This window comes from Escherichia sp. E1130 (assembly GCF_005781065.1).
Taxonomy (GTDB): domain Bacteria; phylum Pseudomonadota; class Gammaproteobacteria; order Enterobacterales; family Enterobacteriaceae; genus Escherichia.
This window is the reverse complement of sequence record NZ_VATL01000037.1, coordinates 16493-34389: the sequence shown is the minus strand read 5'-3', so window position 1 is coordinate 34389 and position 17897 is coordinate 16493. Positions and strand designations below refer to the sequence as shown.

The following is a 17897-nucleotide window of genomic DNA, read 5'->3' as shown; positions in this document are numbered from 1 at the left end:
TATCTATGCCTGAAAAAATTCTCTGGGGCGACCTGGAAACCTTCTGCAGCATTCCTATCAACAACGGCACGCACGCTTATGCGGAAAGTGTCGAGGTGATGCTGTTCGCCTGGGCAATCGGCGACGAACCGGTTAGCGTCTGGGATCTGACTGCTGGCGAACCTATCCCCGGCAGGCTGCGGAAGGCCATCGCCGACCCTGACACTATTCTATTTTTCCACAATTCACACTTCGACCGCACGGTCCTGCGCCATGCAATGCCGGAACTGGCACCCGATGTCACCCGCTGGCGCGACACGATGGTGCAGGCGCTGGCGCACAGTCTCCCCGGTGCACTGGGGGCGCTCTGCGAGGTGCTGGGCGTTCCGCAGGACAAAGCCAAGGATAAAGAAGGTAAAGCGCTGATCCAGCTATTCTGCAAGCCACGACCGAAAAACAGCAAACTTCGCCGGGCCACCAGCAAAACCCACCCGGAAGAGTGGCGGCGCTTTGTTGCCTATGCCGGGCTGGATATTGAGGCCATGCGCGAAGTGCATAAGCGCCTGCCGAAGTGGAATTATCAGGGTGCAGAGCTGGCGCTCTGGCATCGCGATCAGCGCATTAACGACCGCGGCGTCTGCATGGATGTGCAGCTCGCGCAGGCGGCGATCGAGGCGGTAGACCAGGAGCAAAAGCGCCTGGCGAAACGCACGCAGGTGATGACCGACGGCGAAGTGCAGGCGGCTACGCAGCGCGATGCGCTGATTAAGCACATTGTTGAATCCTACGGCGTGGATCTGCCGGACATGCAGCGCAGCACGCTGGAGCGCCGCATCGCGGATCCTAATTTACCGTCTGCGGTGAAAGAGCTGCTACACATCAGGCTCCAGGCCAGCACCACCAGCACCAGTAAGTACAAATCACTGATGAAGGGTGTAAGCCGTGACGGTCGCCTGCGTGGCACGCTTCAGTTCTGTGGCGCATCGCGTACCGGGCGCTGGGCCGGGCGGTTATTCCAGCCCCAAAACCTGCCCCGCCCTTCCCTTGAGCAGGAACGTATCGACGAAGGCATAGAGGCGCTGAAATCAGGATGCGCCGATCTGCTGTTCGACAACATCATGGAGTTGACCAGCTCGGCTTTGCGCGGCTGCATTATGGCCCCCGAGGGCAAAAAGCTGGTGGTTAGCGACCTGTCGAACATCGAAGGACGAAAACTGGCCTGGCTGGCTGGGGAACAGTGGAAGCTGGACGCGTTCCGGGAGTTCGACGAGGGCACCGGGCCGGACCTATACAAACTGGCCTACGCCCGCGCCTTCAACATCTCGCCGGATGATGTCGACAAATACCAGCGTCAGATCGGCAAGGTGATGGAGCTGGGTCTCGGCTTCGGCGGTGGTGTTGCGGCGTTCCTGACCTTCGCGCTGGTTTACGGCCTCGACCTTGACGAACTGGCGAACGCTGCGCTGCCGAATATCCCCCGCGATCTTATCCGCGAGGCGAAAAGCTGGTACGACGAATCGGTTAAACGCAAGTCGACCTACGGCCTGTCAGAGCGCGTATTCATCGCCTGCGATTCGCTTAAACGCCTCTGGCGCAGAGCCCACCCGGCAACCTGCGATTTCTGGTACGAGCTGGAGCGCACCGTCCGCACCGCCATCGCAACCCCGAAAAAGACGCTGTACTGCGGCTATCTGAAAATTCGCCGCGATGGTGCATGGTTGCGCATACAGCTGCCGTCCGGGCGCGCGCTGTGCTACCCGTCCCCGTCCATTGAGAAAGGAAACATCACCTATCAGGGCGTAAATTCCTACTCGCGCAAATGGCAGCGGCTCAAAACCTACGGCGGGAAACTGGTGGAAAACGTCACCCAGGCGGCAGCCCGTGACGTTCTGGCCGGAAACATGCCGCTGATCGAGGATGCCGGTTACAGCATTGTGCTGACGGTACACGATGAAGTGATCACCGAAGCGCCGGACACCGACGATTTCAACGAAACGGCGCTTTCCGCGCTGCTCTCCACTAACCCCGAATGGGCGCCCGATATCCCGCTGAACGCTGGCGGCTTCGAAGCGATTCATTACCGTAAGGATTGACCCCATGAAACAAGGCAACATCCAAAACTTCGCCATCATTGTTCTGGTAAACGGCGGAACTAAACAGGTCTTTTTGACCAAAGAACAAAAGCGGCTTTTCGCAAAGCTCACTCTCGGCGCGTTGAGCGACAGGCCGATTACCATGATGCCTATCGACGACATGATCCAGCTGCAGCCGGACAATGACGCATTTTCAGACGGCGGCCCGCTATGAAACACATGTTTATGGTGATGGATAGCCGTGCACAGTTCGATATCGACCGCGCCGCTGTCCTCGAATGCTGCGGCGAAAAACAACCATCCTGGCGTTCCCTGTGCAGGGATTGGGGCGAACAAGGCGCAGTTCTGGTCCGCTTCCGTCTGGTACCAAACACTAACGGCGACGTAGCTACCGATCCCGAAGTTGTTGGCACCATCAAATAAGGTAATCCCCTATGTCATTCGAAAAACACGACAGTCCGTTGTATTTCCGGTCTGCGCGGGAGGCTATGCGTCTTGAGCAGGCTGGCGAGTATGACCGGGCGGCGAAGGTATGGGCCAAAGCAAACCGGGAATCACGCAACCCGGTAAACCAGCAATGGAGCGATAACCGCTCTGATTTCTGCATCATGCAGAACATCCGCAGCAAACGTAAAGAGGTGCAACTGTGATCCCAGGTGAAATTAACACCCTCATCAGCACTGGTGCGCTCTTTGTATCAAACCACAGCGGCGGAAAAGACAGTCAGGTGATGTTGATTAAACTCCTTGAGATTGTTCCCACTGCGCAGCTTATCGTTGTGCACGCATCGCTCGGTGTTATTGAGTGGCCAGGTGCACTGGAACTTGCTGAAACTCAGGCTGCAGGCGCGGGTCTGCCGTTCATCGTGGCTCGAGCCAGCAAGACCTTCTTCGAAATGGTAGAACGTCGCTTTGAGAATCGTCCAGAAGTTCCCAGTTGGCCATCCTCCAGCACCCGACAATGTACCAGTGACCTGAAGCGCGGCCCCATCCAACGCGAGGTACGCCGGTATGCAAAAGCCAACGGGTTTAAAACCATCGTTAACTGCCTCGGGCTGCGTGCCCAAGAATCACCTGGCCGAGCTAAGCGCCAGGTGTTCAGCAAAATGGGGATCAGCAACTCAGTTAATACCTGGTACGAATGGCTCCCAGTTCACGAACTGCTTACCGAGGAAGTATTCGCCACCATTCGAATGACTGGACAAGAGCCGCACTACGCCTACGCTCTGGGCAATGAGCGATTAAGTTGTGTGTTCTGCATCATGGCCAGCCGTAACGATATGGTTAACGGCGCCCGGCATAACCCACCCTTGCTGGAGGAATACGCAGACCTAGAGGCTAAGACTGGGTACACCATGCATATGAGCCGGATCCCCATTCGAGTGCTGGCGGCTGACGACGAAAACAAGGTACATGCAGCATGACCTACGAGCGTGAAAGCACTATCGAAAAGCACCTCGTCGCCGAAGTGAAAAAGGCTGGCGGGCTGGCTTATAAATTCGTGTCGCCTGGCCGCCGCTCGGTACCAGATCGCATTGTGCTGTTACCCGGCGGCCGTCTCGTCTTTGTCGAATGCAAAGCACCTGGCAAACCACCACGCGCCGACCAGCTGCGCGAGCACGAACGGCTGCGCGCACTGGGCTTTTGCGTGGTGGTGCTGGATAGCAAAGACCTTTCGCAAGTGCTATCTCTAGCGCCCTAACTGAGGGTTGCGGAAGTTGTCAGCAATTCGCATCGCATCAGCTCTCCCGCCGGGCAGCATCCCCGCCTTCGTCAGGATGTATTTAGGGAACTTGGTGGGCAAATACTCATGACGGAACCAACGACGAAATTCTGGCAACGCTTCGTTGGGATAAGCGTTAATCATCTGAGGATTCGAAGTAGATTGATTAAAGTCATCCGGATAGTGATGCGCACATTGAACGCGATCACCGAACTGACGTGAGAGGCCGTTTGACGTCCAGTGACGCCCCCAGCATGAACCGACGCTGATATCAGGCACGGTATACATATTCACCGCAAGACCAGCGGTAATCAGGTCAACCATTAAACCCGCAATTTCGTTAAAAATGATAAAGTGGCCGTCGGGTACCGTGCCGGTACTTTGGATAATGGAAACCCGCTGATGATAAGGCCCCCAAGGGTCTTCTGGCTGGTATCGCAACGCGCCATAAATATAATCCCGAAGCCCGACTCGGGCTAATTCGCGATAGTATTGTTGCGCGGTTGAATTTGATGCTGCTTGCGATTCAAAAGCATAAAACTCGAGCAGAGCCATACACACAATATCAGGGAATGCGTAATGTACAGAGCCTGCACGCATAACCGAGATAAATAGCACAGGGTCTGTATAACCGGCTTGCTGAAGATATGTGCTAATAAACTCCATTCGCCCACGAGTAAAAACCCCGCTCTGGAAGCACTGAGCGTATTCGTTTGCGATGTCTGCAATGTTTGTGCGGTTGACGCCGCAGATTCTTGCGAGTCCGTTCTGAGTAAGGTACGGAATACCGTTCTCCAAAACACCCATTTCAATATCGTTGAAAACACCTTCCTGCCTAACTCCAAGATCTAATACAGCAGGGGGTGTGGGCTGAGGCTGATTCTGTGTAGTCATCTATCTGATTTCCTTATTTTTATACCCTGAGGGCTGCGCCTTAGGAATTATCTTAACCCCCTTATTTATACTCCAACTTGCAATTTTTTGCGAGGTACTAACTTTGAGTAAAATCTTCACCCCCCGCCCCTACCAAAATCTCATTATCAACCACGAAATTGACTCTCTGCGCTGCAACATCTGGGCGGGCATGGGCATGGGTAAAACCGTGGCAACACTCACCACTCTGGAAGATCTCTTCATGGCGGGATCGGAGACGCAGCCCGCGCTGGTTCTCGCGCCGCTGCGCGTGGCAGCCAGCACCTGGCCGGATGAAGCGGTGAAATGGGGGCATCTGCGCAATATCGAGGTGCAGCCGATTGTCGGTAACGCCAAAGCACGCTCGGCGGCGCTAGCGAACAGCAACGCAAGCGTGTTCACCATCAACTACGACAATTTGGTCTGGCTGGTGGAAGAGCTGGGCGGCCGCTGGCCGTTCGGTACCGTCATCCCGGACGAAAGCACCCGGCTGAAATCCTTCCGGCTGCGTGGGGGTGGCAAGCGTGCAGCGGCACTGGGCAAAGTGGCGCATAAGCATATCCGGCGCTGGATGAATCTCACCGGTACGCCAGCGCCAAACGGTCTGGTGGATTTGTGGGGGCAGGCGTGGTTTGTCGACCAGGGGCAGCGCCTCGGACGCACTTACGGCGCGTTTACCTCCCGCTGGTTCAACTCAATACAGTTTCCGGGGCAGAGCTGGACGAAGCTGGAGCCATTCGCCCATTCGCAGGACGAGATACAGCGAGCGCTGGCCGACGTCACTATCTCACTGGACGCTGCCGACTGGTTCGACATCAAAGAGCCAATCCATAACGTGATCCGCGTGGGCATGCCGCCGAAGGCCCGTCAGCAGTATCGCGAGATGGAAAAGGAAATGTTCCTTGAGCTCAACGGCGAGGGCATCGAAGCGCCGAATGCCGCGGCAAAAACAGTGAAGTGCCTGCAAATTGCCAGCGGCGCGGTGTACACCGACGACGCCGGGAGCTGGTCAGAACTGCACGACGCGAAGCTGCAGGCGCTGGACAGCATACTCACCGAAGCAGCTGGCGCACCGGTGCTGGTGGCCTACCACTGGAAGCACGATCTGGAGCGCCTGCTTAAAGCGTTCCCTAAAGGTCGCCATCTCGACCAGGATCCGCAGACGCTGCGCGACTGGAACGCCGGGGAAATCCCGGTGCTGTTCGCGCATCCCGCCAGCGCAGGTCACGGTCTGAACATGCAGGACGGCGGCAACATACTGGTGTTTTTCTCGCACTGGTGGGATCTGGAGCAGTACCAGCAAATCATCGAACGCATTGGGCCAACCCGGCAGATTCAGGCCGGACACAACCGCCCGGTGTTCATTCACCACATCATCGCTGCCGACACTATGGACGACATGGTGATGGAGCGGATGAACTCAAAACGAACAGTGCAGGACATCCTGCTCGATGCCATGAAGAAGAGAGGTATAGCATGAGCGAGCAACCCGACGATCTGCTCACCCCGGACGAGGTATGCCAGAAGCTGGGCATAACCCAGAAGACGTTATGCGACTGGAATATAAAGCACCGGCATCGCGCCGTACTGGCCCCCATCCGTTTCAGCGCGAAAGTGGTTCGCTATGAGCGCCGTAACGTCGACGCCTTCATCCAGAAATGCCGCAGCCAGTATTAACCCCGTCGCCGTAACAGCGCAGCCTGCGCGAGTATGCTCCGTTCGTGAGCCTCGAAGGCTTCGCGCTTCAACGCAATCTCTTCCTGCAAAATCTCGTCTGAAAAGTCGTAATGTTCTGCCATTGGGTCATCTGACTTGCTGGAGTGATGAAGGCACAGGAGGCTTATTTCCCTTCGATCTGATCGGGAATAACCTCTTTCCTTCATCAGGGCGATAACGTTGCTCTTAAGGAATTTACGGCACATCGTATTAAATGCCCCCTCTTTCCCTTTAATAGTCCCGTCATGCTTCATGCCTTTAACAGCGCCTTCCGGGCTATAGGTTTTCACCAGTTTATCCAGCGATCTTTTTGAAAATGGCTGCATTGGGTCACGCGGCTGCAGGAATACAAAATCGTTATTGCACTCAGGAACTGAATCACGCCAGGCTTTCTGCTCGTCGATAATCCGCTGGATCTCTGGCGTTATTGGCAAGCGGAAAGCCTTTTGTGTTTTCATGGCCCCGCGCATACCGATAACTCCTTCCGGATAAACAATTTCGCCAGCATCTTCATTAATGTAATCCCAACGCAGGTTATGAACGTTAATCGGTCGAACGCCGGTAATAATCATATAGCGAACGGCGTTTTTCTGCTGTATTGAGGTACAGGCGGCCACGTTGAGCCAGAGCCGGGCGATGGATTCAATATCGGTAAAAAGTCGTGTCGGGGTGGGTTTCTGTACGCGGGAGGAAACATAATCGTCGGGCAGGCTGGCGGCAATGTTGCGGCCATTGCAAAGAGTGGGAGAGCAAAACTTCCAGAACCGACGAAGCTCGGCAAACAACTCCAGGGCGTTATTGTTCGAGCGAGTGGCGATCCATTCGTCCAGCACTTCCACCAGCCGAGGGTATGTCACGTCGCTGAACACTTCGCGCTCGCCGAACGTTGCTTTAATCCGGTCGATACGCACCCCGTAGGTGGTGAAACTGTCCGGGCTCAGCTTCTGCCGGGCCACTTTGGCTTTAAGGTCATCCCGGTACATTTCCAGCGCAGCATGGACGGACTCGGCTCGCAGGCCACCTTCGGCCATACCTGACGCCTTCTCGCGCGCCAGCTGAATTGCGAGCTCCGGCCATTCGCCGAGCTTTTTACCTTTGAGCCCCATCTTTTTGGGAAACTCGGCGTAAAATGTAACCTTACCTGCTTTGCTGAAATCGATGCGGAGATAGTTCTCTTTTTCGTATTTGGAACGGCGAGCCACGCCGGAAGCAGCGAGGATGGTTTTGGCGGCAGCAACACAGATTTTCATGTGTGCGCTGGTATAGGGAGGTTTACAGGCGTCCCACTTTTCAGACGCGGCTAAAACATCGTCATTATTGGGGCTATCCGGTTTATGTGTTACAGTGCGCGGCATTCTCAATCCTTATCTGCGTAAGCGCAGAAAACAAGCTCACACATGCAGGTCTTTACTACGGGACAAAATGCAATGTGTTGCGGTTTTGTGTTACTGGATTGAGTTTATCAGCGTTAAATACACTGGATCAACATACAGTAAGTTAATAATAGTGAAGAATGCGAATATGTCATAACTTACTGATTTCAAACTGCTTTAATGGTAATTCATTGATATGTCTTTACTAATTACTAAACGCTGTATTAATTGTGATATGTGTGAACCTGAATGCCCGAATGAGGCGATTTCAATGGGTGATCATATCTACGAGATTAACAGCGATAAGTGTACCGAATGCGTAGGTCACTACGAGACGCCAACCTGCCAGAAGGTGTGTCCGATCCCTAATACTATTGTGAAAGATCCGGCGCATGTCGAGACAGAAGAGCAGTTGTGGGATAAATTTGTGCTAATGCATCACGCAGATAAAATTTAATATTCTGCTCCTGAAGTAGAATATTAATTATTTATAGACAAAAGCTTAACGCTATTATATTTATTAAAATGATAACAACAGCATAATCATTCACCAAATGAATTCATATAATATCTGCGCAGACGTTTATTTATAATTATTAAAGGCGCGTCTGGCTGGTTAACCTGACGCGCCTTAAGTACGTTTCCTTGTGTTATAAGAACAGAAGGATCAGCTGTAAAACAGCAATGATGACTTTAATGACCCGTTTAAACAGGTATCGACAATCAGCCATTCGTTTTTCCTTAAACAAGGAATGCAGCCGTTCAGATTAGCCCTTACATCTCCCCAAAACTGAACGTGCGAGTTATTGGAACCGGGTGCTGCACTCCACACCAGAGCTTTGACGACACCACTCGTTTCAATGGGGGAATTCAGTGGCATGGTGTAGAACACAGCAAATTCTCTAATAACACAGCCGATTGTAATGTACTTATAAAAAAGCGGTCACGTTAATCTTTTCATCAATATCGATTTCTTCGTCCCGGCTCGAGTTTTTTATGTCAGAGATTGCAAGGTACTTGTACAGATCAACGAAATTGATCCATAATCATTTTCGTTGGAATCGTGTGCTGCACAAAATTAAAGTTGTAAAGAAAAACCCCCGTTCCTTACCAGTTCGGGGGTTTTTCTTTTTAAAAAACGCGGTATTAGTTTTGATATTCGTGAAAGGATTTTTAACTCTCGATAATTACCGTGGCGCAAGCATAATGACGTTCATCTGCCAGCGTCACATGCATATGTGCGACGCCCAGCTTTTCCGCCAGTTTTAATGCCTCGCCCCACAGTCGCAACCGTGGCTTACCAAGCTCATCGTTGAACACTTCAAACTGATTAAACGCCAGACCATTACGGATCCCGGTTCCAAACGCTTTTGCCGCCGCTTCTTTCACAGCAAAACGCTTCGCCAGAAAACGCACTGGCTGTTGGTGCGTTTTCCAGATTTCCCATTCGTTATCGCTTAATACGCGGCGTGCCAGGCGCTCACCGGATCGGGCGATCACCGCTTCAATGCGAGCGATCTCCACGATATCCGTGCCTAAACCTAATATTGCCATTAGCCACGCGCTTCCAGCATCAGACGCTTCATTTCTGCCACCGCATCTTTCAGTCCGGTCATCACTGCACGACCAATAATGGCATGGCCGATATTCAGTTCATGCATCTCAGGAATGGCGGCAATGGCCTTCACGTTGTGATAGGTCAGACCGTGGCCGGCGTTAACTTTCAGACCGAGACTTGCAGCAAAGGTCGCGGCTTTAGCAATGCGCGCCAACTCTTGCGCCTGTTCAGCTTCAGTTTTAGCATCGGCATAACAACCGGTGTGGATCTCGATAAACGGGGCGCCTACCTCTGCTGCAGCTTTGATCTGCTCTTCATCTGCGTCGATAAACAGAGAAACCTGAATCCCGGCATCCGCCAGACGTTTACAGGCATCGCGCATTTTGTCACGCTGACCTGCGACGTCCAGGCCACCTTCGGTTGTCACTTCCTGGCGCTTTTCCGGTACCAGGCAGCAAAAATGAGGCTTCGTCTCAATGGCAATCGCCAGCATCTCTTCGGTCACCGCCATTTCCAGATTCATGCGGGTATCCAGCGTCTGACGCAGGATACGTACGTCGCGGTCAGTAATGTGGCGACGATCTTCACGCAAATGCACGGTAATGCCATCCGCGCCAGCCTGCTCGGCAATAAACGCGGCCTGCACCGGATCGGGGTAAGCAGTACCACGTGCATTACGCAGCGTTGCGATATGGTCAATGTTGACGCCCAACAGTAATTCAGCCATGACAATCCTCATCAGTCATTATGTGTTTGCACTGTTCGCTTAGGTATAAACTGCCGGAACAGTTCCCTGCTCTTTAAAGGTTTACCGCCAAGATACGGCTTAAGCGCCATGCGGGTAAAGCGTTTCGCGGCACGCAATGTGTCTGCGTCAGGAAATTCCCGCGTGTGTAACGCTTTCAACTGCCTCCCGGTGAAGGTTTTATTGTCGATAACGACGCTTGCGATAAACCCTTTTTCTTCGCGATAACGATACGTCATGGTGTCATCCACCGGTTCGCCGCTACCTGCACAATGGGTAAAATTGACGCCATAACCCAGATGCCCGAGCAATGCCAGCTCAAAGCGGCGCAACGCGGGTTCCGGTGTGCCTGTGGCTCCAGCCAGAGACTGGATGCAGTGCAAGTAATCGAAAAAGAGTTCCGAGAAGCGCGTCTCGTATTCCAGCACGCGGGAGAGAAGCTCGTTGATGTACAGACCGCTGTAAAGCGTGATACCGCTTAATGGCAGCGCCAATGAGACAGCTTCAGCACTGCGCAGTGTTTTGACTTCACCGCGCCCACCGAAGCGAAGCAAGAGAGGCGTGAAAGGCTGTAATGCACCTTTCAGGGTAGAGCGTTTAGAACGTGCGCCTTTGGCAACCAGACGCACGCGGCCCGATTCCTCCGTGAAGACGTCCAGCATCAGGCTGGTTTCGCTCCACGGGCGACTATGCAATACGAATGCGCGCTGCCAGCCTTCCATCATACTCGTCGCCTTTCAAGTTGCAGGTGCCTTGGCTGCACCCGTTCACCCTGGTCACTTACTTTAGTAAGCTCCCAGGGATTCACGGTCTTGCCGCCTTCCTGCACCTCGAAAGTCATAGAGTATGCTAATTAAAGATCGTCAACGTAACCGAGACTACGCAGTGCGCGTTCGTCGTCGGCCCAGCCGGATTTCACTTTTACCCACAGTTCAAGATGGACAGGCGCTTCGAACATTTCCTGCATGTCTTTACGCGCTTCAATGCCGATGGTTTTAATCTTGGCCCCTTTGTTGCCAATAACCATCTTCTTCTGCCCTTCACGCTCAACGAGAATCAAACCGTTGATGTCGTAACCACCACGTTCATTGGTGACAAAACGTTCGATCTCCACGGTCACGGAGTACGGCAGTTCTGCGCCGAGGAAACGCATCAGTTTTTCACGGATGATTTCAGAGGCCATAAACCGCTGTGAGCGATCGGTGATGTAATCTTCCGGGAAGTGATGCGTCGCTTCAGGCAGATGCTTACGCACGATTGCCGCAATAGTGTCAACATTCAGCCCGGTTTCGGCAGAGATCGGTACAATATCGAGGAAGTTCATCTGGCTTGACAGGAACTGCAGATGCGGCAGCAGATCGGCTTTCTCCTGCACGTTGTCCACTTTGTTCACCGCGAGGATCACCGGCGCTTTGCCATCACGCAGCTTGTTGAGCACCATTTCATCGTCCGGCGTCCAACGGGTGCCTTCAACGACAAAAATCACCAGCTCAACGTCGCCAATGGAGCTGCTCGCCGCTTTGTTCATCAGGCGGTTAATAGCACGCTTCTCTTCCATATGCAGGCCCGGGGTATCGACGTAGATCGCCTGATACGCGCCTTCAGTATGGATACCCACAATGCGGTGACGCGTTGTCTGCGCTTTGCGGGAAGTGATGGAGATTTTCTGCCCCAACAGTTTGTTCAGCAGCGTGGATTTGCCAACGTTCGGACGTCCGACGATGGCAATAAATCCGCAGTAACTTTTATCGATGCTCATTCCAGCTCCAGTTTTTTCAACGCCTGTTCGGCGGCAGCCTGCTCAGCCTTACGACGGCTTGAACCTGTGCCAACCACCGGTTCACTCAGGCCGCTGACCTGGCAGTGGATAGTAAATTCCTGATCGTGCGCTTCGCCACGTACCTGAACTACCAGATAAGTCGGCAGCGGCAGATGGCGACCCTGCAAATATTCTTGCAAGCGCGTTTTCGGATCTTTTTGTTTATCGCCTGGGCTAATTTCGTCCAGACGGGTTTGATACCAGTTAAGGATTAACTTCTCGACAGTTTGAATATCACTGTCGAGGAATACGCCGCCAATTAATGCTTCGACGGTGTCGGCGAGAATTGACTCGCGACGAAATCCACCGCTTTTAAGTTCACCCGGCCCTAAACGCAAGCACTCGCCTAACTCAAATTCGCGTGCCAGTTCTGCCAGCGTATTGCCACGGACCAACGTAGCACGCATGCGGCTCATATCGCCTTCATCCACACGCGGGAAACGGTGATACAGCGCATTGGCGATAACGTAGCTCAAGATTGAGTCGCCTAAAAATTCTAAACGCTCGTTATGTTTGCTGCTGGCGCTGCGGTGAGTTAATGCCTGCTGCAGCAGTTCCTGATGATTAAAAGTGTAGCCCAGCTTCCGTTGAAGCCGATTAATTACGATGGGGTTCATGCGATACCAATAAATAAATGCGTCAACAATTCAGCACACGAAACAGACCTGATACACATAGGCTCTGTTAACCGCTTTGTCGCGGATTCATTACGCCATATATGGAAACCAACGCTGTTTCGTGTGCCGTGGCAACCAGAAGGCGCCAACCTTAAACTTCGGGGGAATATTCTATACACAACGATAAGGGATGTCGTTAGCCTGGGGAGATTTATCTCATAAATAATTCACGTTGCCGCCAGAATGACGACAACGTGAACGAGAAGCAGCAATTAATGGATGCCGCCAATGCGACTTAAGCGCACACCTGTCGGCCATTCACCTTCTTGCTTATCGAAACTCATCCAGATTGCCGTTGCGCGACCTACCAGATTCGCTTCCGGCACAAAGCCCCAGTAACGGCTGTCCGCGCTGTTGTCGCGGTTATCGCCCATCATGAAGTATTGACCCGGCGGGACAATCCAGGTTGCCAGTTGTTGTCCTGGTTGCTGGTAATACATCCCTACCTGATCCTGGGCGATTGGCACAGTCAGGATACGATGCGTTACATCGCCCAACGTCTCTTTACGTTCGGAAAGACGAATACCATTTTCTTTGGTTTCGTTTTTCGGCACTTCAAAGAAGCCACTGGTCGCTTCCCCGCCGTTACGACGCGAGAAGGTCTGTACGAAATCGCTCGGTTCAACGTTGGAATAAGTTACCGGCAGCGCGTTTTCACACGCTTGACCAGAACTGCATCCAGGTTGAATGGTCACTTCTTTCGCGACCGGATCATAAGTGACCTTATCGCCCGGTAAACCTACCGCTCGCTTGATGTAATCAAGCTTCGGATCTTCCGGGTATTTGAAGACCACGATATCGCCACGTTTCGGATGACCGGTTTCGATCAATGTTTTCTGGTAAATAGGATCTTTAATGCCGTAAGCAAATTTCTCTACCAGAATGAAGTCACCGATTAACAGAGTCGGCATCATCGAACCTGACGGGATCTGGAACGGTTCATAAATAAATGAACGCACAATCAATACGATAGCCAGCACCGGAAATACAGAAGCCCCGGTTTCCAGCCAGCCTGGCTTCGGCGCAACCTTTTTCAGTGTTGCTTTATCCAGTGAATCCCCGGCAGCCGCTTGCGCCGCTGCCTGACGTTCCCGTCGTTTAGGTGCGAAAAAGAATTTATCCACGCACCATAAAATGCCCGTCACCAGTGTGGCAATCACCAGAATCAGGGCAAACATATTCGCCATGCCAACTCCTAAGGGTTATTTGTTGTCTTTGCCGACGTGCAGAATGGCAAGGAACGCTTCCTGCGGCAGCTCAACGTTACCGATCTGCTTCATACGTTTCTTACCTTCTTTCTGTTTCTGCAGCAGCTTTTTCTTACGGCTGATATCACCACCATAGCATTTAGCCAGTACGTTTTTACGCAGCTGCTTCACGGTGGAACGCGCAATGATGTGCGTACCAATCGCTGCCTGAATAGCGATATCAAACTGCTGGCGTGGGATCAGATCTTTCATCTTCTCCACCAGCTCGCGGCCACGGTTTTGCGAATTATCACGGTGGGTGATCAATGCCAACGCATCAACACGTTCACCGTTGATTAAGACGTCAACACGCACCATGTCAGAAGCCTGGAAGCGTTTGAAGTTGTAATCCAAAGACGCATAGCCACGCGAGGTTGATTTCAGTCGGTCGAAGAAATCAAGCACCACTTCCGCCATCGGGATCTCGTACGTCAGCGCTACCTGGTTTCCGTGATAGACCATGTTGGTCTGTACACCGCGTTTTTCAACGCACAAGGTAATGACGTTACCGAGATACGCTTGCGGCAGCAGCATGTGACACTCTGCAATCGGCTCGCGCAGTTCGTAGATGTTATTTACCGCTGGCAGCTTGGATGGGCTGTCGACGTAGATAACTTCTTTTGCCGTAGTTTCAACTTCATACACTACTGTCGGTGCTGTGGTAATCAGGTCAAGATCGTATTCACGTTCCAGACGTTCCTGAATGATCTCCATGTGCAACAGGCCGAGGAAGCCGCAGCGGAAACCAAAGCCCAGCGCCGTTGAGCTTTCTGGCTCATAGAACAGTGAAGCGTCGTTCAGGCTGAGTTTGCCCAACGCGTCACGGAAGGCTTCATAGTCGTCGGAACTTACCGGGAACAGACCGGCATATACCTGCGGTTTAACTTTCTTAAACCCAGGCAACGCTTTTTCTGCCGGATTACGCGCCAGCGTTAAGGTATCGCCTACCGGTGCACCGTGGATGTCTTTGATCGCACACACCAGCCAGCCTACTTCGCCGCATTTCAGTTCAGTACGATCAACCTGTTTCGGCGTGAAGATCCCCAGGCGGTCGGCGTTATAGGTCTGCCCGGTGCTCATAACTTTCACTTTGTCGCCCTTACGCAAGGTGCCGTTTTTAATACGGATAAGTGAAACCACGCCCAGGTAGTTATCGAACCAGGAGTCGATAATCAGCGCCTGTAACGGACCTTCTGGATCGCCTTCCGGCGGCGGAATGTCGCGCACCAGACGTTCGAGAACGTCCTGCACGCCCACGCCGGTTTTCGCTGAACAGCGCACCGCATCGGTGGCGTCGATACCAACAATATCTTCAATTTCTTCCGCCACACGTTCAGGATCGGCTGCCGGTAAGTCAATCTTGTTCAGTACCGGCACCACTTCGAGATCCATCTCCATCGCGGTGTAGCAGTTCGCCAGTGTTTGCGCTTCTACGCCCTGCCCGGCGTCGACCACCAGCAATGCACCTTCACAGGCAGCCAGCGAACGGGAAACTTCATAGGAGAAGTCTACGTGGCCCGGGGTGTCGATAAAGTTAAGCTGATAGGTTTCACCGTCAGACGCTTTGTAGTCCAGCGTCACGCTTTGCGCTTTGATGGTAATGCCACGCTCACGCTCAAGATCCATGGAATCGAGAACCTGCGCCTCCATTTCACGGTCAGACAGGCCACCGCAGATCTGGATAATACGGTCAGACAGCGTCGATTTACCGTGGTCAATGTGAGCTATGATCGAAAAGTTACGTATATTCTTCATAAAGTATGATTATTGTGCCTTAACGCCCGGTTAACCAGGCTTTTAGAAGTCGCTGTTCTGAGCTTAACGTCTGTATTAATAGAAAGGCCGCATTCTACACTACAACATTGAGGCGAGGAAATGTTCATACCGTATGGATTGTGGTATCTGGAAACGTCCTCGCATTTGTTATGCAAAATGCAACAAAGCCAGTGAAATCACTGGCTCGCGTCTTCCGAAGATGTTTCAAACCGCACAAGGCCTGGCGGCAATGCCACGCTTAAAATGATCGGTTGCCATTCAGCCCGGGCAGCAAACTTTCGCGAGAAGCCGCGCGCAATCAGGAATCCACCAACGCCACCAAGAATTGCGCCGCATAACGCCGCGATGTCTGAAGCAAAGAGTAGCTGAAATAACGAAGCAACAAGGAATAATCCCAACAGTGGAGACATATAAACCAGCAATGCGGAACTAAGCAGGCTACCTTCAGCGATTCCTAATTCCACTTTTTGCCCCGGCACTAACGGCTCATCACAGGGTACGACGATGGTATGTGTGGTTTGCGGACCAAGTTTATTCAACACACGACTGCCGCAGCCAGCGCGGGAAGCGCAGCTGCTGCATGAGGCTTTGACATCACAACTGACCAGCGCCTGCCCGTTTTGCCAGGAGACGACGGTAGCCCACTCTTTGATCATTGCGCTGCCCCGAACTTAATGTTCTCGGCAATGCGTTTCGCCGTTTGCGGCGGTAGTTCACCAACAATAGTGATTTCCGCGTTGTCACGTATGCTGGTGCTGACTGTTCGGCGTCCGGTACGCAACATCTGATCGGTGCTCGATGGCGTCGCGCGGTTAACGTTTACCGAGAAGCTGAACAAGCCGTCGGAATAGAGACGTGATTCGATGGGCATATTGTCCATCGTGGGCAACGGGCGTCGGCTACTGGAGACTTCGCTAAACCCCTGCGGCAACCAGGTTGGAGTCCAGTTGAATTTGGCTTTTTCACCTACAGGAACAGAAAGCAACGGCGGCAAATTTGCCTTCGCCAGCGTCTGCATACTGCTGCTGATATCCTGATTGACGTTAAAAGCAATCACGCGAAATTGTTCCAGCGTTTCACCATCGCGATCAAGGAGATCAACCCGCATCGGTAATTTCGATTCGGTGTCCATCCACACAATGTAGCTGTAGCGTGTGCCATCACGAGCAACCACGCGAATGACTTCGCAAAGACGATCAGCAATACGCGTGCGTCCCACGGAGATAAAGTCGTAGTAAGGAGAAAGGCGTTTGAAATCGGTATAAATGAGCGATGGCAGAGAATCAACAATGTAATCGCCATTAAGAGTAAACGGTTCAAGGCCCGGCTCAAAGTAGCTGATTTCATTGCCGCGCTGTACCACTTCCCGGCGCGGGCCATCCATTTGCAACAGCTGTGCAAGCGGACGGTTATCGAGGCGTGCATGTCGATAACGCAGAGACTCAACACCTTGTTTATTGATGCTGATGAATGACAGCTCGTAATTCAGTGACTGGCTAGCCAGGTTCATCTGCTGTAATAACGCCCCGGACGCGGGAGTGGCCGAGGCGTTAGCAGAGAATAACAGGCTACCTGTCACTAATGACATGGCAAACCAAAGTTGCTTCATTACTGCGATTGCGTTCCTAAAGTTTGAATTCCTGGCACCTGTACAGCGGCTTGCTGTGTTTGTGCCTGCTCAAACTGAAGCTGTTCGGAGTGGAGTCGACGTTGCAGTTCGTAATCCTGCAACATGGCATTAATGCGACGACGCTGCTCCTGTACCTGCTGCTGTTGACCATTGTTTGCGGTCGCTTCAGAAGGTACTCCCAGACTTACCGGACTGGCTTTCCCCATCATCGGCAGAGTATTAAATACCGGTGTTTCGGGCTGCTGGGACGTTTCAGATTGTCCATTATAGTGCTGGACGCCAACGATAACTGCAAGCGATACACATGCCGCTACGCCCATTTGGGTAAGCTGTGCCGCCCATGGACGTACTTTCTGCCAGAATGGCATTTTCTGCCATTGATGCGGAGTAGGCTGGGCCTCTGGGATCAATATCGTCGGTTGACGAACTGGCTCTTCTTCAATGGCGGCCATCACGCGCGATGAGATATCGAAATGAAGCAACTCAGGAGTATCACCCCGCATAGAGTCACGGATTAAGTGATAGCTTTCCCAGGTTTTCTGCATTTCCGGGTTGTGAGCCAGTTCGTTAAGCAGCTCACTATCCAGCGTTTCGCCATCCATTAAAGCGGAAAGTTGTTCTTTCTGCATGCCTAATACCCTTATCCAGTA

Annotated in this window: 22 protein-coding genes; 9 read left to right on the top strand and 13 right to left on the bottom strand. The window is 52.7% G+C overall.

The genetic code is table 11. The features are described 5' to 3' along the window. The first annotated feature begins 5 nt into the window (after positions 1 to 5). The 6 genes from FEK66_RS23670 to FEK66_RS23645 are packed head-to-tail and all read left to right on the top strand — an operon-like array spanning position 6 to position 3773. A complete protein-coding gene (locus FEK66_RS23670; protein ID WP_135494916.1) occupies positions 6 to 2072 on the top strand; it encodes a DNA polymerase in 2067 nt (688 codons plus the stop codon). A 4-nt stretch (positions 2073 to 2076) separates the two neighbouring features. Further along, entirely contained in the window at positions 2077 to 2286 is a 210-nt protein-coding gene (locus FEK66_RS23665; RefSeq protein WP_135494917.1) for a hypothetical protein, read from the top strand. After that, positions 2283 to 2495 carry a hypothetical protein gene (locus tag FEK66_RS23660; protein WP_135494918.1) on the top strand — a complete coding sequence of 71 codons (213 nt, stop codon included), beginning with the start codon at positions 2283 to 2285 and terminating at the stop codon, positions 2493 to 2495. The genes FEK66_RS23665 and FEK66_RS23660 overlap by 4 nt, the downstream gene beginning before the upstream one ends. An 11-nt stretch (positions 2496 to 2506) precedes the next feature. Next, positions 2507 to 2722, top strand: coding sequence for an ANR family transcriptional regulator (locus FEK66_RS23655; RefSeq protein WP_135494919.1), 216 nt, complete (start codon positions 2507 to 2509; stop codon positions 2720 to 2722). Next, entirely contained in the window at positions 2719 to 3495 is a 777-nt protein-coding gene (locus tag FEK66_RS23650; protein WP_167854242.1) for a phosphoadenosine phosphosulfate reductase family protein, read from the top strand. The genes FEK66_RS23655 and FEK66_RS23650 overlap by 4 nt, the downstream gene beginning before the upstream one ends. Then, complete coding sequence (locus tag FEK66_RS23645; protein WP_135494920.1) at positions 3492 to 3773, top strand: VRR-NUC domain-containing protein; 282 nt, start codon at positions 3492 to 3494, stop codon at positions 3771 to 3773. Before FEK66_RS23650 ends, FEK66_RS23645 begins: the two co-directional genes overlap by 4 nt. On the opposite strand, the gene FEK66_RS23640 is transcribed toward FEK66_RS23645, so the two are convergent. Beyond that, positions 3762 to 4688: a hypothetical protein gene (locus tag FEK66_RS23640; protein WP_135494921.1), complete on the bottom strand. Its 927-nt coding sequence runs from the start codon at positions 4686 to 4688 to the stop codon at positions 3762 to 3764. The two genes, FEK66_RS23645 and FEK66_RS23640, sit on opposite strands and share 12 nt — an antisense overlap. A gap of 103 nt (positions 4689 to 4791) precedes the next feature. Here FEK66_RS23640 and FEK66_RS23635 point away from each other — a divergent pair, with 103 nt between their 5' ends. Continuing rightward, a complete protein-coding gene (locus tag FEK66_RS23635) occupies positions 4792 to 6186 on the top strand; it encodes a DEAD/DEAH box helicase (protein ID WP_135494922.1) in 1395 nt (464 codons plus the stop codon). After that, a complete protein-coding gene (locus tag FEK66_RS23630) occupies positions 6183 to 6383 on the top strand; it encodes a helix-turn-helix domain-containing protein (RefSeq protein ID WP_024154042.1) in 201 nt (66 codons plus the stop codon). The genes FEK66_RS23635 and FEK66_RS23630 overlap by 4 nt, the downstream gene beginning before the upstream one ends. Here FEK66_RS23630 and FEK66_RS23625 read toward each other — a convergent pair. After that, complete coding sequence (locus tag FEK66_RS23625) at positions 6380 to 7777, bottom strand: tyrosine-type recombinase/integrase (protein ID WP_135494923.1); 1398 nt, start codon at positions 7775 to 7777, stop codon at positions 6380 to 6382. The genes FEK66_RS23630 and FEK66_RS23625 overlap by 4 nt on opposite strands. 214 nt (positions 7778 to 7991) lie before the next feature. Here FEK66_RS23625 and yfhL point away from each other — a divergent pair, with 214 nt between their 5' ends. Next, positions 7992 to 8252 (top strand): 4Fe-4S dicluster ferredoxin YfhL, encoded by a 261-nt coding sequence (gene yfhL / locus FEK66_RS23620; protein WP_000054752.1) that lies wholly within the window; start codon positions 7992 to 7994, stop codon positions 8250 to 8252. 193 nt (positions 8253 to 8445) lie between these two features. Here the strand turns inward: yfhL and FEK66_RS23615 are convergent, their stop codons facing one another. The 11 genes from FEK66_RS23615 to rseA all read right to left on the bottom strand — a co-directional run bounded on the left by FEK66_RS23615 (position 8446) and on the right by rseA (position 17876). Beyond that, on the bottom strand, positions 8446 to 8526 hold the full coding sequence (locus FEK66_RS23615) for a small toxic protein shoB (protein ID WP_130207596.1): 81 nt from the start codon (positions 8524 to 8526) through the stop codon (positions 8446 to 8448). A gap of 442 nt (positions 8527 to 8968) precedes the next feature. Continuing rightward, positions 8969 to 9349, bottom strand: coding sequence for a holo-ACP synthase (gene acpS, locus FEK66_RS23610; protein ID WP_064526159.1), 381 nt, complete (start codon positions 9347 to 9349; stop codon positions 8969 to 8971). Next, on the bottom strand, positions 9349 to 10080 hold the full coding sequence (gene pdxJ, locus FEK66_RS23605; protein WP_135494924.1) for a pyridoxine 5'-phosphate synthase: 732 nt from the start codon (positions 10078 to 10080) through the stop codon (positions 9349 to 9351). Before pdxJ ends, acpS begins: the two co-directional genes overlap by 1 nt. Positions 10081 to 10091: 11 nt before the next feature. Continuing rightward, the gene (gene recO / locus FEK66_RS23600; protein ID WP_130207598.1) at positions 10092 to 10820 is read right to left on the bottom strand and encodes a DNA repair protein RecO; all 729 of its coding nucleotides are present in this window, start codon (positions 10818 to 10820) and stop codon (positions 10092 to 10094) included. Positions 10821 to 10951: 131 nt separating this feature from the next. Then, positions 10952 to 11857 (bottom strand): GTPase Era, encoded by a 906-nt coding sequence (gene era, locus FEK66_RS23595; protein ID WP_135410268.1) that lies wholly within the window; start codon positions 11855 to 11857, stop codon positions 10952 to 10954. Continuing rightward, a complete protein-coding gene (rnc, locus tag FEK66_RS23590; RefSeq protein ID WP_001068343.1) occupies positions 11854 to 12534 on the bottom strand; it encodes a ribonuclease III in 681 nt (226 codons plus the stop codon). Before rnc ends, era begins: the two co-directional genes overlap by 4 nt. Positions 12535 to 12806: 272 nt before the next feature. After that, positions 12807 to 13781 (bottom strand): signal peptidase I, encoded by a 975-nt coding sequence (gene lepB / locus FEK66_RS23585; protein ID WP_000002532.1) that lies wholly within the window; start codon positions 13779 to 13781, stop codon positions 12807 to 12809. Between the two features lie 15 nt (positions 13782 to 13796). Further along, positions 13797 to 15596, bottom strand: coding sequence for a translation elongation factor 4 (lepA, locus tag FEK66_RS23580; RefSeq protein WP_000790173.1), 1800 nt, complete (start codon positions 15594 to 15596; stop codon positions 13797 to 13799). Positions 15597 to 15793: 197 nt separating this feature from the next. Further along, positions 15794 to 16273 carry a SoxR-reducing system protein RseC gene (gene rseC / locus FEK66_RS23575; RefSeq protein WP_131162553.1) on the bottom strand — a complete coding sequence of 160 codons (480 nt, stop codon included), beginning with the start codon at positions 16271 to 16273 and terminating at the stop codon, positions 15794 to 15796. Continuing rightward, complete coding sequence (rseB, locus tag FEK66_RS23570) at positions 16270 to 17226, bottom strand: sigma-E factor regulatory protein RseB (RefSeq protein ID WP_064526144.1); 957 nt, start codon at positions 17224 to 17226, stop codon at positions 16270 to 16272. The genes rseC and rseB overlap by 4 nt, the downstream gene beginning before the upstream one ends. After that, positions 17226 to 17876: an anti-sigma-E factor RseA gene (rseA, locus tag FEK66_RS23565; protein ID WP_135494925.1), complete on the bottom strand. Its 651-nt coding sequence runs from the start codon at positions 17874 to 17876 to the stop codon at positions 17226 to 17228. The genes rseB and rseA overlap by 1 nt, the downstream gene beginning before the upstream one ends. Positions 17877 to 17897 lie beyond the last annotated feature (21 nt).